Below are 14,502 nucleotides of genomic sequence, written 5' to 3' on the forward strand. Positions count from 1 at the left end.
TTGGCCGATGTTTCAGGCCATGGTCTTCAGGGCTTCACGCACAGCGGCAAATGCAGCATCAGCAGCCCGTGCATCCGGGCCACCAGCCTGCGCCATATCGCGCCGCCCGCCGCCACCTTTGCCACCCATGGCGGCACTGGCAGCACGCACAAGGGCTACGGCATCCACTTTTTCCACCATTTCCGGGCCAACGGCGGCAACAACGCTGCCTTTGCCATCTGCGGTGGAAATCAGCACCACCACATCGGCATTGCCCTGCTTGAGAATGGTTTCTGCCAGCCCTTTGAGTTCACGCGGGGGCGTTTCACCCACATTGCGGGTAGCCAAACATGCCGCGCCAATTTTATCTACACCCGCTGCGGCCACGTTGCCTGTTGCCAACTGGCGCTGCAAATGGGCAATCTGTTTTTCCATCTGGCGGCGTTCTTCAAGCACTGCGGCCAAACGCTCTGGCGCATCGGCCACAGAAACCTTCATCATGGTGGCCATCTGTGTCAGGCGCTGTTCGTTGGAAACAGTAAGATCCTGCGCAGCTTTGCCTGCAACGGCTTCAATACGCCGCACACCGGCGGAAACGCCGTTTTCCGAAACAATACGGAACTGCCCGATATCCCCCGTGCGGTTGACGTGCGTGCCGCCGCACAGCTCCATAGACCACGGGGCCTTGTTGTCTGCACCAGCACCCATGGAAACCACGCGCACTTCATCACCGTATTTTTCACCAAACAGGGCGGTGGCCCCTTCGGCAATGGCTTCATCCGGTGTCATGGAGCGTGTGACAACCTGCGAGTTCTCGCGGATACGGTTGTTCACTTCTGCCTCAATGGCGGCCAGTTCCTCATCCGTAATCGGGCGGGGTTGGCTTACATCAAAGCGTAGGCGTTCAGCCGTGTTCAGGCTGCCTTTCTGCGCCACATGCGCACCTAAATGGCGGCGGAGGGCTTCGTGCAGCAGGTGGGTAGCGGAGTGATGCGCACGAATGGCGCTGCGGCGGTCATGATCCACCGTAGCGGTTACAGCCATGCCGGGGCGCAGCGTGCCTTCTGTTACCGTGCCGTAATGCACGATCAGATCCCCTGCTTTTTTCTGCGTATCCGTAATGGCAACTTTAACACCAGAGGCTGTTAGAAAGCCTGTATCCCCCGCCTGACCACCGCTTTCACCATAGAAAGGGGTTTGGTTCAGCAGCACGGCCACTTCAGATCCAACCGGGGCTTCTTTCTGGAATGCATTGCCAGCAATAACGGCCTGAACTTCACCATCCGCCTGTTCTGTGCTGTAGCCCAGAAATTCGGAAGCCCCGAACTTGTCTCGTGCTTCAAACCAGATGGTTTCTACAGCTGTATCGCCAGAGCCTGTCCAAGCTGCGCGGGCGCGCTGGCGCTGCACAGACATGGCATCTTCAAACCCTTTAACGTCCACATCATGGCCAGAACCGCGCAGGGCATCCTGCGTAAGATCTAGCGGGAAGCCGAACGTATCATACAAACGGAAGGCCACATCACCCGGCAGGGGCGCACCACTGGCCAGATGAGATTTTTCTTCTTCCAGCAAGTGCAGGCCACGATCCAGCATGGCTTTAAAGCGTTCTTCCTCACCACGCATGGTTTCACGGATAAGGGCTTCACCATGCACCAGTTCAGGATACGCGCCACCCATCTGCTGAATAAGGGCAGGAAGGAGCTTGTAGAAGGTGGGTTCTGTGGTGCCCATCATGTGCAGGTGGCGCATGGCGCGGCGCATGATGCGGCGCAGCACATAGCCTCGGCCATCCTTGGAAGGCAGCACGCCATCGGCAATCAGGAAGGCAGTGGAGCGCAGATGGTCGGCCACCACGCGGTGGCTGGCTTTGAATGGGCCATCAGCAGCCTGATGTGTGAGATCCGCCGAAGCCTGAATAAGGGCTACAAACGTATCTGTATCGTAGTTATCGCGCTTGCCCTGCATGATAGCGGCAAAGCGTTCCAGCCCCAGCCCTGTATCAATAGAGGGACGCGGCAGAGGAGAACGTGTGCCCGGTGGGTTTTCGAAATACTGCATGAACACGAGGTTCCAGATTTCGACAAACCGATCCCCATCTTCATCGGGGGAGCCGGGCGGGCCACCGGGAACATCTGGGCCGTGATCGAAAAAGATTTCGGAGCAAGGGCCGCAGGGGCCGGTATCCCCCATACGCCAGAAGTTATCTGATGTGGGAATGCGGATAATGCGGCTGTCATCCAGCCCGGCAATGGAGCGCCACAGGCCTGCGGCATCTTCATCTTCTGCAAAAACGGTGACCAAAAGCTTGTCTTTGGGCAGGTTGAAGCCCTTGGTTACCAAATTCCATGCAAATTCAATCGCTTCGGGTTTGAAGTAATCACCGAAGGAGAAATTGCCCATCATTTCAAAAAACGTGTGGTGCCGTGCTGTATAGCCCACATTGTCCAGATCGTTATGCTTACCGCCGGCACGCACAACCTTTTGCGCAGTGGTTGCGCGAGAGTAGGGGCGGGTTTCCTGGCCGGTAAACACGTTCTTGAACTGCACCATGCCCGCGTTGGTAAACAGCAGGGTGGGGTCGTTCTTGGGAACCAGAGACGATGAAGGTACAATCTGGTGACCGTTGCTGGCAAAATACTCCAGAAAAGCGGTGCGAATTTCGTTTGTTGTCAGCATGGCGTGAGGCAGACGATCCTGAAACTGGTTGGGCACGTGATGCTTCCACACTTGCGGAAAGGGGCCTCACGGCCAGATGAAAACGGCAAGGTTCTCTTAACCTGTGTTCCAGATGTAGCGCACACTGCGCTGATCTGAAAGAGGGCAGAGAATGGCCCGTGATATGGCTAAATTACGTATCAGAGGTTTGATGCGAAGTTGGCGGTGAAATTTCCACCGACATTTCCGCCAGTTCCAGCGCAGAAGCTGGCGGTTTTTCTCGAAAGACCACTTTCTGGCTCATGCTGAAATTGGCCAGCATGCCTGCCCCGGCTCCTGCGGCCAGCGCAATAATGGGGTGCTGCATGCAAAATGGGAAAATATAGAAAAGTAGGTAAACCGTGCCGCGGTTTAGAAAAAAACCAAGGCTGTTGGCACTCAGGAATCTGAGCCACTGAAGCACAGGGTGTTCATGGTGGCCTGCGCCTTTGAATGTCCAGATTCGGTTAAAAATCCAGTTAAGCGTGGCGGCTACAAAATACGCCACCAATGTTGCAGCCGTAAGCCCGATAAGAGGGCGCAATGCGTAAACGGTGCCAGAATCCCACAAAAAACCAAGGCTGCCCACCATGCCAAACTTTATCAGGCGGATAAGCTTGGTTGTGGCGGCGGAAGCAGAAGGGGGCGCAGTGTTCATGGCATAAAGCTTTAAACTGGAATGCAGAAAAAGCAGACATAAAAAAAGAGGTGCCCGAAGGCACCCCTTTCTTTTTTCCGAAACCGGAAGCAGGCCGATTAGTGGAGGATGATTTCCACGCGACGGTTCTGCGGTTCGCGAGTGTTCGGGCCGGTCGGAACCAGCGGGTGAGCTTCACCGTAACCGTGCACGTCAATGGCGGAAGCCGGAACGCCGTCACGGATCAGTTCTGCCTTCACGCTATCAGCACGACGCAGGGACAGACCCAGGTTGTACTTTTCACCGCGTGGGCCGGGGTGAGCAGCGGAGTTATCGGTGTAACCGTTAACTTCGATGCGGGTTGTCTGAACGTGGGTGGAAGCCTGAGCAGCTTCTGCCACGATCTGGCGAGCGCGAGCGGTCAGGACAGACTTATCCCAATCGAAGAACACCAGGTAGGAACGAGCTGGCAGCGGAGCCGGAGCAGCAACAACCGGAGCCGGCGGCGGCGGCGGCGGAGCCGTATCGAACGCATAACGCAGGCCCAGAATGAACTGGTGGTTGAAGCGGTGATCGAAGTTCACGTTACCGCCGGTGCCCTTGGAACCGGAGTAGTGGAATGCACCGTCAGAGAAGGAGCCCGGCTGACCGATCATGCGGTATTCCGTGGTCACCTGGAAGCCCGGGATGCCTGTGTCGTAAGCGGCACCGACGATACCCTGGTAAGCGAAGCCACCGTTTGTGCCACCGATGCGGGTATGACCAGCGCCGTGAGCATAGTTGGTGTCAATCGGGTTGTAGTGCTGCCACAGGTAACCGGCACCAACACCAACAAACGGCGTAACAGGTGCATCAATACCGAACTGCTTCAGGTCGATATCATACAGCACGTTCACGAAACCGCCGTAGGACTGGTCGGAACCACGGGTATGGCCAGGAAGGGATGTGCCCGGACGGTGGTCAATGTTGGAGTAGTTGTAAACGCCTTCAACTTCAGCGCGCAGGCCGTTGCCGAAGCCCCAACCAAACGCACCAAAACCGGTGAAGCCGGTGTTGTGGCGCAGCTGAGAGGAGGTTCCACCCGGAGGGGCGCCAGCAGCGTTTGCACCGTTCAGGTGAGCGTGCTGATTCTGAACCAGGTTATAACCACCGGCCACGTTTACATACGGGCCTGTAATCGTGGTGGCAGATGCGGCCGCCGGAGCCGCTGCCATCAGTGTCGTTGCAAGTAACGCCGTGCGGAGACGCATTTTTTGGTCCTCAATATTTCATCTGTTCGACTAACCCACCAACCATTTCAGCGGGCAGGTCCAGCTAGATGCCTAAAGCCGTATAAAACGATCAGTTCCAAAATAGAAACCCGAAGCTTCATACTCTTAGTGATTACAAGCCATAACCGTGTTGTATTTGCAACAGTTCATTTCGTGGGACGAATATGTTTCTGACGCAAAAGTATTTCCACGGTTTCTGGCTCTTTCCATAACATGTTGCAAAAGCATGTATCTCGCCCTCATTCTCGTCTGATTAAGGCGGAATTGCGGCAAGGTGACACATTTACAACCCGATGCTTAAAAGCGGCTGTGCGTAGCCACTTTTAAGCCACGCTACCGTCTGCTTCCAACACCTCTTTTACGGCTGTTGCGGGTACATCCCGCGTGGTGAATGCCTGACCGATTCCGTGTGCCAGCACGAAGGAAAGGCGCCCATCCTGCATCTTCTTATCGCGCTGCATATGGGCCATGAGATCCTGCGTGCGGAAGGTGTGGGGCAGATCCCGGATGTGTGCGGGCATACCCAAGGCTTCCAGATGGCGATTCACGCGTTCCATATCCGCGCGGGGGCACAGGCCTAAACGGACGGAAAGCGCAAAAGCCAGATTCAGGCCGATGGAAACAGCCTCTCCATGTAAAAGGCGACCATCATAACCCAGTTCGGCTTCTAGTGCATGGCCAAATGTGTGGCCCAGATTGAGCAGGGCGCGGCCATTGCTTTTTTGTTGCTCGCGCTCATCGGCCGCCACAACGCGGGCTTTAAAGGCGCAAGCCTGCTGTACAGCCATTGCCAGTGCTTCGGGGTCTTGATCCAGCACGGCGGCGCCGTTTTCTTCACACCATGCAAACAATGCTTCATCCCCAATGAGTCCGGACTTCACAATTTCGGCATAACCGGCCACCAGCTCACGGCGCGGCAAGGTTGCAAGGGTAGAAACATCTGCCAGCACGCAAAGTGGTTGATGAAACGCTCCCAACAGATTCTTGCCCCAACGGGTGTTGATGCCCGTTTTGCCACCAACCGAAGAATCGACTTGAGAGAGCAGCGTGGTGGGAATTTGCACAAAAGGCAGACCCCGCAGCGTGGTAGCCGCCACGAATCCGGCCAGATCCCCCACCACGCCGCCACCCAGCGCAATAATGCTGGTGCGGCGTTCTATGCCGTGCTCCAGAATGTTGTTTGTCAGCTTTTGATACATTTCCAGACACTTGGTCTGTTCCCCCGGCGGCACGCGCAGGCTGCGGGAGGTAATGCCGGTTTCCGCCAAGGCGGTTTCCAACTGATGCAGGTAGCGCGGCGCCACGTTTTCATCTGTAATAATGACAACGTTTTTCTGCGGCAGCACCGGGGCCAGCAAGGCACCCGCGCGGCTGATCAGATTCGTGCCGATCACCACATCATAGGATGTATGCGCCAAGGTAACAGGTAACCTTAACGGACGGCGCGAAAGGGCAAGGGCTTCCATAACGCGCGTGGTTGTGTGCTCCACGTTGTTGTCTCCACAATCAACAATAATATCCGCCTCGGCGTAAACCGGATGGCGGATGGCCATAAGGTTTTCCAGCACGTCACGCGGGGATGTCGTGTTTAAAAGCGGGCGATGCGTGCGCCCGCTAACACGGCGCACCAGCACGGGCAGGGGGCAACGCAGCCAGATGGAAACTGCACGCTCACGCACCAAGGCGCGGGTGGTGGAATCCATAAACGCGCCGCCGCCAGTGGCCAGTACCATGGGGGGGCCTTCCAGCAACCTGCGAATCACCCGCCGTTCTCCATCACGAAAAGCGGCTTCACCGTACAGGCGAAAAACATCTGCAATAGAGCAGCCCGCCGCGCGTTCTATTTCTACATCGGCATCAACAAATGGCAGCCCCAGCCGCGTGGCGAGGGGGCGGCCAATGGTGGTTTTTCCTGCCCCCATAAGGCCGACAAGCACAATGCTGCGGCCAAAGGGGATGATGCCAGAACCGTGGCTACGGCTGACCCGTTCCAGATCAAGCGGAATGGGCGGCGGGTCCGTTGTTTCGGAGTGGGGAGAAGAGATACGTGATGACATGGAACACAGCTTAACATACAGCAGACAGAACACACCTATATCAGTTAAGGGAGCCAAGCTGCATGAACCGCACGGTTCTGATTGTTGCCGCCGCAGTGTTTGCGGTTGTTCTGGGCGGTTTTGCCGCGCTGGGCCTAAGCGCACACCCACCTGTACCCCAGCCAGTGCATCGTGATCTGCCGCTGGCCGCCCCGGCCACATCTGCCGCGGCTACCAGCGTGGCGGTGCCTGCCGCACCTCCGGCCCCGGTGGTTTCCGCTGTTGTGCCAGCAGCGCCTGCCCAGCCCACCATCACGCCTGCTGCGCCTGCTGCCCCGCCTGCGGCTGTTGCGCCGCCACCGCCTGTGGCCCCTCCGCCACCGGTTGCCGCTCCGGCCCCGGCAGCACCTGCGCATCCCTAAGCCATGATAAGTGGGGGCGTTGATCTTTTTTTGGAGATGCTGGCTGCCGAGCGCGCAGCCGCCCCCAACACGCTGGCTGCGTATGAAGCAGACCTAACCTCCTGCGCTGAAAGTCTGGCGCGGGAGGGGCAAACCCTGCAAACGGCTACAACCGAGGGGTTGCAGAACTGGATGGCTGCATTGGTAGGCAGCGGGCAGGCGCGGCGCACGGTTGCGCGGCGTTTGTCCTGCATCCGGCAATTTTATCTGTTTTTGCTGCGTGAAGGCATGCGGGCCGATAACCCGGCGGCGCATCTGGATAGCCCCAAACCCCGCACGCCTTTGCCGCGTTTTTTATCCGAATCGGAAGTGCTTGCATTGCTGAATGCCTGCGCTGAACCAGATGGGGCATCTTTGCCTAAAAAACGACGCGGTATTTTGGCCAAGGCAGCGCTGGAGCTGCTGTATGCCTCTGGCTTGCGTATTTCTGAATTATTGGCCTTGCCACGCAAAGCTATAGCTGGTGACCAACGGATGATTATGGTGCGCGGCAAAGGTGGGCGGGAACGCCTTGTGCCGCTTTCAGATAGCGCGCGGGAAGCCGCACAAGCGCTGCTGGAAGTGGATGCGCATTTGGAAAGCGCCTTTCTTTTCCCCGGTCGGGACCCTGCAAAACCCATGACAAGGCAGGCGTTCGACCGGATTCTGCACACAGTGGCCATACGGGCAGAAATTGATCCGGCACGTCTTTCTCCCCACGTGCTGCGCCATTCCTTTGCAACGCATTTGCTGGCGCATGGGGCGGATTTGCGGGCTTTGCAGATGTTGCTGGGGCATGCAGACATCGCCACCACCCAGATTTATACGCATGTGCAGACAGAACGCCTGCAAAAAGCTGTGCAGGCGCATCACCCATTGGCGGCGGATTCTGCCCACACCAAGTGAAAAATCGACATTCAGATATGTTTGGTTGCATGAAGTGACTTGGTTTTACACGTCATTGTGCTATCGGCTTCTGCATGCGTCAGTTCCTGGATTTCGAAAAGCCCGTCGCCGAACTTGAAAACAAGATCGACGAATTGCGGCAAATGACTGACCCTGAAGGGGTCAACATAGAAGAAGAAACGGCCCGTCTTTCTGAAAAGGCGGAAAAGCACCTGCGTGCCATCTATGCCAAGCTTACGCCGTGGCAGAAGGTGCAGGTGGCCCGCCATGCGCAACGTCCGCACACGCAGGACTATGTGAATGCGCTGATAACAGACTTTACGCCGCTGGCGGGGGATCGTCTGTTTGCAGATGATAAAGCTGTTATTGGTGGCATGGGCCGTTTTGACGGCACACCGGTTATGGTGATCGGGACTGAACGCGGTTCAGACCTTGAAACCCGGCTTCAGCATAATTTTGGCATGGCGCGGCCAGAAGGCTACCGCAAGGCGCAACGGCTGATGAGAATGGCCGGGCACTTTAACATGCCGATTCTAACATTTATTGATACCGCAGGCGCATGGCCCGGTATTGATGCCGAGCAGCGCGGGCAGGCCGAAGCCATTGCCCGTTCTATTGCCACCTGTTTTGAAGTGCCCGTGCCACTTGTTGCCACCGTAATTGGTGAAGGTGGTTCTGGTGGCGCCGTGGCGCTGGGTGCGGGTGACCGGGTGATGATGCTGGAAAACGCCATCTACTCCGTTATCTCGCCCGAAGCTTGTGCGTCCATTTTGTGGCGTGATCCCAAGCAGGCCAGCACGGCAGCAGAAACGCTGCGGCTGACGGCGCAGGATTTGCAGAAGCTGGGGCTGATTGACCGGATTATTCCTGAGCCTGTAGGCGGGGCACAGCGGGAGCCTGCTGTTGCAATCGAATCTGTGCGCACAGCGCTGACAGAAGAACTTAAAACGCTTCTGCCAATTGCACCGGCACGCCTGAAAGAATTGCGGCGTGAAAAGTTTCTGGCAATGGGGCGTGAAGCCCTAAGTTAACACACGCATTTTTCCTCCCCACGAGTGCAAACGCGGCGGGGAGGAAGCCTAGGCGTTAGACAGGCGGCTCTCCTTCTATAGGGGTGTCGCCTTTTGTTTTGATAAGATCATGGATAGCACTGGCGGCTTCTTCCACTTCGGCCCGGTTCTGCCCTTTGGCCACAAGGGCCACACCCCGGCGGCCATCTTCCCGGTGGAAAGGGTAGGAGCCGATATCCAGATCCAAAAAGCGATTCTGAATGGCTTCCAGCCCATCGGCCAATGTGCCTTCAAAAAGTGATGTGGTGTGCCATGTGCGGGAAAAAACAGGCGCGCCTTTTTGCAGGCTAGGGGCAAGGGCATCAAACATGCCGCGCATAATACGCGGTACGCCTGCCATAACGTGCACATTGCCAATGCTAAAGCCGGGCGCGAGTGAAACAGGGTTTACAATGGGTATGGCCCCCTGCGGCAGCTTGGCCATACGCTGGCGGGCAGCGTTAAACTCTTCTGGCCCAAAATAGGTTTCCAGCAGTTTGAAGGTTGGGGGGTGGAACTCCCACGGCACCCCAAAAGCTTCGGCAACACAGGGGGCTGTGATGTCATCATGCGTGGGGCCAATGCCGCCGGTGGTAAAAACCTCATCATATTTCGCGCGCATTTCTGTCACGGTGTTGATGATGGTTTCCCGAATATCCGGAATCACACGGATTTCGCGCAGAGGAATCCCCAGTTCACCTAAGCGGAGGGCCAGAAACTGGATGTTTTCATCTTTTGTGCGGCCGGAAAGGATTTCGTTGCCAATAAGAATAAGGGCGGAGGTGCGGCGCATGGGTTGGGCCTGTCCTTTGCTGAAGCCTTCTTGATTGAGGTGTAAAGCATGAAACGCAGGGCTGTTAACGTCAATGATATGGTAAAATTTGCCCTTATCCTTCCTGTGCTGCGCGTTTTTGGATTGACCGCAGCGTGTCCAGTTCATAGCTTCCCGCCATGTCAGAAAGCCGATCCGCTCCCGTTTCCGATCTTCCACGTGCCTGGCCTTTTGAGGAGGCGCGTAAACTAGCCGATCATGTTGGTGTGCGCAGCACCACCAACGGTGAGGACGATGCACGCCCGGCGCTGCTGGAAACGGGCTATGGCCCTTCCGGCCTGCCGCATATTGGCACGTTTGGTGAGGTAGCCCGCACATCATGGGTGCGGCAGGCCTACACAGCCCTAACAGGCTGCCCTTCGCGCCTGCTGGCTTTTTCCGATGATATGGATGCCTTGCGCAAGGTGCCCGATAACGTGCCCCAGCGTGACATGCTGGAAAAATATATCGGTCAGCCTCTTTCCCGTGTGCCAGATCCGTTCGGCACGCACGAATCGTTTGCCGCGCATAACAATGCCCGCCTGTGCGCGTTTCTGGACAGCTTCGGCTTTGAATACGAGTTTGCGTCTTCCACCCAGTATTACACCTCTGGTCGGTTTGATGCGGCACTCCGCCGCGTGCTGGAAGTGCATGATGACATTCTAAAGGTTATTCTGCCCACTTTGGGGGCAGACCGGCGCGCCACCTATTCCCCCGTTCTGCCGCTCCACCCCCGTACAGGTGAAGTGATGCAGGTGAAGATGGACGTCATAGATGCCGCAGCCGGTATTGTGCGCTGGACAGATCCTTCCAACGGTGAGGTGTTTGAAACACCCGTAACCGGCGGCCATGCCAAAATGCAGTGGAAGGCCGACTGGGCCATGCGTTGGTATGCGCTGGGTGTTGATTATGAAATGTCTGGCAAGGATCTGATAGACAGCGTGCGGCTTTCTGGCCGTATCTGTAAGATTCTGGGCGGCACTCCGCCAGCGGGCTTAACGTATGAGCTGTTTCTGGATGAAAAAGGCCAGAAAATTTCCAAATCCAAGGGTAACGGGCTTTCTGTTGAAGAATGGCTGCGTTACGCCCCGCCAGAAAGCCTTGGGCAGTTCATGTTTAATCAGCCGCAGCGCGCCAAGCGGTTGTATTTTGATGTTATCCCCAAAACGGCGGATGAATATCTTACACACGTTGATAAAGCCAAGGTGTTGCAGGCCGAAAACCCCACGGGGAATGATCTGCGGGCCAACCCGGCATGGTTTATCCATAAGGGCCACATTCCAGAAGATGCAGGCAGCCCGGTGCCGTTTAGCATGCTGCTCAACCTTGCCAGCGTTGCCAATGCAGATACGCCAGAAGTGCTGTGGGGCTTTATCCGCCGGTATGATGCTGCCGTTTCGCCCGAAACACACCCCATGCTGGCATGCTTGGTGAAACATGCTGTAGCGTATTACGCAGATTTTGTGCGCCCGGCCAAAACCTTCCGTGCGCCCACCGAACAGGAACGCGCTGCCCTGACTGATCTGGCAGAATGCCTGCGTGGCTATGAAGGTGAAGCCGCAGATGCTGGCACCTTGCAGAATCTGGTGTTTGAAGTAGGCAAGCGCCACGCGTTTGAACCGCTGCGGAGCTGGTTTACCTGCCTGTATGAAGTGCTGCTGGGGCAGAAGGAAGGGCCGCGCTTTGGTGGCTTTGTTGCGTTGTATGGCGTGGCAGAAACCGTGGCTCTGATAGATACAGCCCTCCTGCGCGAGACGCAGGTTTAAAACGTAGCGCCGCAAGTTACATGACGCAGACCCCACCCCCACCAGCTCCCCCTTCTTCGCTTCCGGGCGGAGGGGGATGGAAAAAGTGGCTCAAGCATCTGCCGCATATTCTTGGTTTGCTGCTTATGGTGGCCGCCATTGTGGTGGTGCAGCACGAACTGCGGCATCTGCGCATTTCAGACATCCGCCACGCTATGGAGGCTATTCCGGCCCGGCAGATGTGGATGGCGGTTGGCTGCACGCTGCTGTCTTATTTTATCTTGTCCTTTTATGATCAGCTTGCTGTCATTCAGGTAGGGTATCGTAAGCTGCCTTTCCGGCGGGCAGCTTTTGCGGCGTTCTGTTCCTATGTGCTTTCACACAATCTGGGCTTTTCCGCTGTATCTGGCGCTGCCGTGCGGTATCGGCTTTACCGCAACTGGGGCCTTAATTCCTTTGCCATAGCCCAGATTATTGCCTTCTGCTCCGCCACTTACCTGTTGGGTGCTGCGGTGCTGATAGGTGCCGTGCTGATCTGGGAACCCACAGTGTTGCCAGGCATTGGCCACCGCGTGCCCGCATCTGTGCTGGCGGTTATTGGCGCGCTGATGTGGTGCGGTGTGGCGGCTTACATCGGGCTGGCGTTTAAGGTGCGGGAATTCCGCTTCCGTAAATGGGTGGTGGAATTGCCATCCCCCCGTATGGCCATTATGCAAACACTGGTGGCTACGGCAGAGGTTGCGGCTACGGCCAGCATTGCTTTTGTGCTGCTTCCCCCCAGTGCTGGGGTAGATTTTGGCTCGTTTCTGGCCATTTACATTGCATCTTATACAGCCGGGCTGGTGGCCAGTGTGCCGGGTGGTTTGGGCGTGTTTGATGGGGCCATGCTACTGGCTTTAGGCCCTTATATGCCTGCGCCACAAATTTTGGGCATGGTGCTGATTTTCCGGCTTTTCTATTACATTATTCCGTTGTTTCTGGCGGGTATCATGTTTGCCGGGCATGAGCTGTTTTTGCGTGGCGATGCTGCTCTGGCAGAAAAGAAAAACCGCAAGATACAAAATAACCCAGATGCCGCCACGGCCCCTATGCCCATGCAGCGCAGGCCCAGCCAAGTGGTGCGAGAAAGTGAAGCCGCTTTTTCTGTGGCTGTGGCAACGGGCACGGTTTCACTTTGCGGGGTGATGCTGATCTGTCTGGTGATGCTGGACCCCGTGCCCAAATTTGCCATGGTGCCAGAAAGCCTGCTGACAATGGCCCGTGTGGGCGGCAACTATGTGCTTTCCCTTATGGGGGTGGTGCTTATCAGCTTGGCTATCGGGCTTTCCCAGCGGGTTACGCTGGCATGGCGTGGAGCGCTTTATCTGCTGCTTACCGCAACTGTGCTGACATTTTTACGGGGCAATACATTTTTTGTGCCGGTTATGCTGGGGCTTTCCGCGCTGTTTATTGCGCCGTTCCGCTCCTGCTATTACCGGCACGCGCGGCTTTTGAGCGAACCTCTTTCCACCGGCACTCTGCTATCTTTGCTGCTGTTATTTGGGTGCGTCATCGCGTTGGCAACGCGGCATGATACATCTGGCAGTTGGTGGCAGATGATGTTGGCTACGCAGGCCCGTGGCTCGGTCAGATGGACCATTGCGCTTTCCGTAGGGCTAGCACTGTTTGTTGTAGCGCGGTTGATGTGGCCGGGGCGTATTATCGTGCGTGAGTGGGATGAAGACGCCTACACACACTATAAAAATCTGGATCATGCTCTGCCAGATATTCAGGCCTTCCGGCCGCAAGGGTATGTTACGGGGGAAGCGGGAGAGGCCATTCTGCCGCTTTACCGGAGAGATAGCTATCTGGTGGCATTGGGTGATCCGGCAGGGGAAGAAGCAGACAGCATTTCTGCTATCTGGAAATTTCGGGATCTAGCCTTGCAGGAAGGCCTTAAACCCGTGTTCTGGCAGGTGGGGGATGACTTCCTGCGCATTTACGATGATATCGGGCAGAGTGTATGGACACTTAATGATGGCAGCAAATTTAATTTCTGCTATCCAGCGAACGATATTGCGCAGGCATCACGCTTTGTTAGAACGTACAAGGGTGGTGCGGGCAATTTGGTGCCATCAGATTTTTCGTGATTAAATGGTGTTTCCTCGGGTAGAGGGCGGATGCCTCGGACAGAACGGTGAGGGGTTATGTCAGCTCATTTTCCCGCAATGCTGTTAACGGCAACAGCATTTACATCCTCTATTTCCTCGTTTCTGCTGGCGTTTCCTGCGTTGTTTTCCATCGTCAACCCGTTTGGGGCTGCGCTTATTTTTGCGCAGGCAACGGCAGGCCGCTCGCAAACTGAAATTATGGCACTGGCGCGGCTGGTGTCTTTTTATTCCCTCTGCCTCATTATGGCTTCGCTTTGGCTGGGCAGTATGGTGCTGGCGTTTTTCGGTATTACCGTAAACGCGCTGCGGGTTGCGGGTGGGCTGGTTGTGGCTGTGCGTGCGTGGGATCTGCTGCAAAGCCCGGAAACGGTTGAAGCGCAAAAGGAAAAGCAGGCCTTACAAGGTGGCCGTACGGTGATGGCCCCCAATTGGGCCGATGCTGCGTTTTTCCCGCTTGCCATGCCATTTACGGTTGGGCCAGGCACAATTGCTGTGGCTATTGCCCTTGGTTCTGGCTGCCCATCGGATGAGCCTTTTTGGGCATACACCATTGGCACCACGTTGGCTGGTGTATGCGTGGTGGCTATTGTGTGGGCCGCCTATTCTGGTGCGGATAAGCTGGTATCCATGCTGGGTGTTACCGGCACGCGTATTGTTAGCCGTATGGCTGCGCTGGTGCTGCTGTGTATTGGCGTGCAGATTCTGGCCGCAGGTGTGCAGGGCTTTGCCATAGATATGTGGCGGCACCTGCTGGCCATAAAATTACACGCGTAACGCCATT

General features: G+C 56.5%; 11 protein-coding genes. 6 read left to right on the forward strand and 5 right to left on the reverse strand.

All coding sequences use genetic code 11. The annotated features are described in order from the left end of the window. Positions 1 to 12 precede the first annotated feature (12 nt). From alaS to aroB, 4 genes are all read right to left on the reverse strand, one after another. Positions 13 to 2,658 carry an alanine--tRNA ligase gene (alaS, locus tag FKW19_RS08035; protein ID WP_089178758.1) on the reverse strand — a complete coding sequence of 882 codons (2,646 nt, stop codon included), beginning with the start codon at positions 2,656 to 2,658 and terminating at the stop codon, positions 13 to 15. A 172-nt stretch (positions 2,659 to 2,830) separates the two neighbouring features. Continuing rightward, a complete protein-coding gene (locus FKW19_RS08040; protein WP_006116209.1) occupies positions 2,831 to 3,334 on the reverse strand; it encodes a GtrA family protein in 504 nt (167 codons plus the stop codon). A 98-nt stretch (positions 3,335 to 3,432) separates the two neighbouring features. Then, positions 3,433 to 4,563: an OmpA family protein gene (locus tag FKW19_RS08045; protein WP_006116208.1), complete on the reverse strand. Its 1,131-nt coding sequence runs from the start codon at positions 4,561 to 4,563 to the stop codon at positions 3,433 to 3,435. 344 nt (positions 4,564 to 4,907) lie between these two features. After that, positions 4,908 to 6,641, reverse strand: coding sequence for a 3-dehydroquinate synthase (aroB, locus tag FKW19_RS08050; protein ID WP_081461443.1), 1,734 nt, complete (start codon positions 6,639 to 6,641; stop codon positions 4,908 to 4,910). Positions 6,642 to 6,703: 62 nt separating this feature from the next. Between aroB and FKW19_RS08055 the strand changes: the two genes are divergently transcribed. The 3 genes from FKW19_RS08055 (at position 6,704) to FKW19_RS08065 (ending at position 8,997) form a co-directional block, all read left to right on the forward strand. Continuing rightward, positions 6,704 to 7,042 carry a hypothetical protein gene (locus FKW19_RS08055; protein ID WP_089178759.1) on the forward strand — a complete coding sequence of 113 codons (339 nt, stop codon included), beginning with the start codon at positions 6,704 to 6,706 and terminating at the stop codon, positions 7,040 to 7,042. 3 nt (positions 7,043 to 7,045) lie between these two features. Beyond that, a complete protein-coding gene (locus FKW19_RS08060; protein ID WP_006116205.1) occupies positions 7,046 to 7,966 on the forward strand; it encodes a site-specific tyrosine recombinase XerD in 921 nt (306 codons plus the stop codon). Between the two features lie 74 nt (positions 7,967 to 8,040). Further along, positions 8,041 to 8,997 carry an acetyl-CoA carboxylase carboxyltransferase subunit alpha gene (locus FKW19_RS08065; protein ID WP_006116204.1) on the forward strand — a complete coding sequence of 319 codons (957 nt, stop codon included), beginning with the start codon at positions 8,041 to 8,043 and terminating at the stop codon, positions 8,995 to 8,997. A gap of 55 nt (positions 8,998 to 9,052) precedes the next feature. Here FKW19_RS08065 and FKW19_RS08070 read toward each other — a convergent pair whose 3' ends face one another. Continuing rightward, a complete protein-coding gene (locus FKW19_RS08070; RefSeq protein ID WP_089179897.1) occupies positions 9,053 to 9,808 on the reverse strand; it encodes a molybdopterin-binding protein in 756 nt (251 codons plus the stop codon). A gap of 158 nt (positions 9,809 to 9,966) precedes the next feature. Between FKW19_RS08070 and FKW19_RS08075 the strand changes: the two genes are divergently transcribed. The 3 genes from FKW19_RS08075 to FKW19_RS08085 are packed head-to-tail and all read left to right on the forward strand — an operon-like array spanning position 9,967 to position 14,495. Continuing rightward, a complete protein-coding gene (locus tag FKW19_RS08075; protein ID WP_089178760.1) occupies positions 9,967 to 11,592 on the forward strand; it encodes a lysine--tRNA ligase in 1,626 nt (541 codons plus the stop codon). 20 nt (positions 11,593 to 11,612) lie between these two features. Next, positions 11,613 to 13,700: a lysylphosphatidylglycerol synthase domain-containing protein gene (locus FKW19_RS08080; protein WP_089178761.1), complete on the forward strand. Its 2,088-nt coding sequence runs from the start codon at positions 11,613 to 11,615 to the stop codon at positions 13,698 to 13,700. A 57-nt stretch (positions 13,701 to 13,757) separates the two neighbouring features. Continuing rightward, positions 13,758 to 14,495, forward strand: coding sequence for a MarC family protein (locus FKW19_RS08085; RefSeq protein WP_006116198.1), 738 nt, complete (start codon positions 13,758 to 13,760; stop codon positions 14,493 to 14,495). The last annotated feature ends 7 nt before the right edge of the window (positions 14,496 to 14,502 follow it).

Origin of the sequence: Acetobacter sp. DmW_125128, assembly GCF_008704325.1 — a bacterium.
Taxonomy (GTDB): Bacteria; Pseudomonadota; Alphaproteobacteria; order Acetobacterales; family Acetobacteraceae; genus Acetobacter; species Acetobacter oryzifermentans.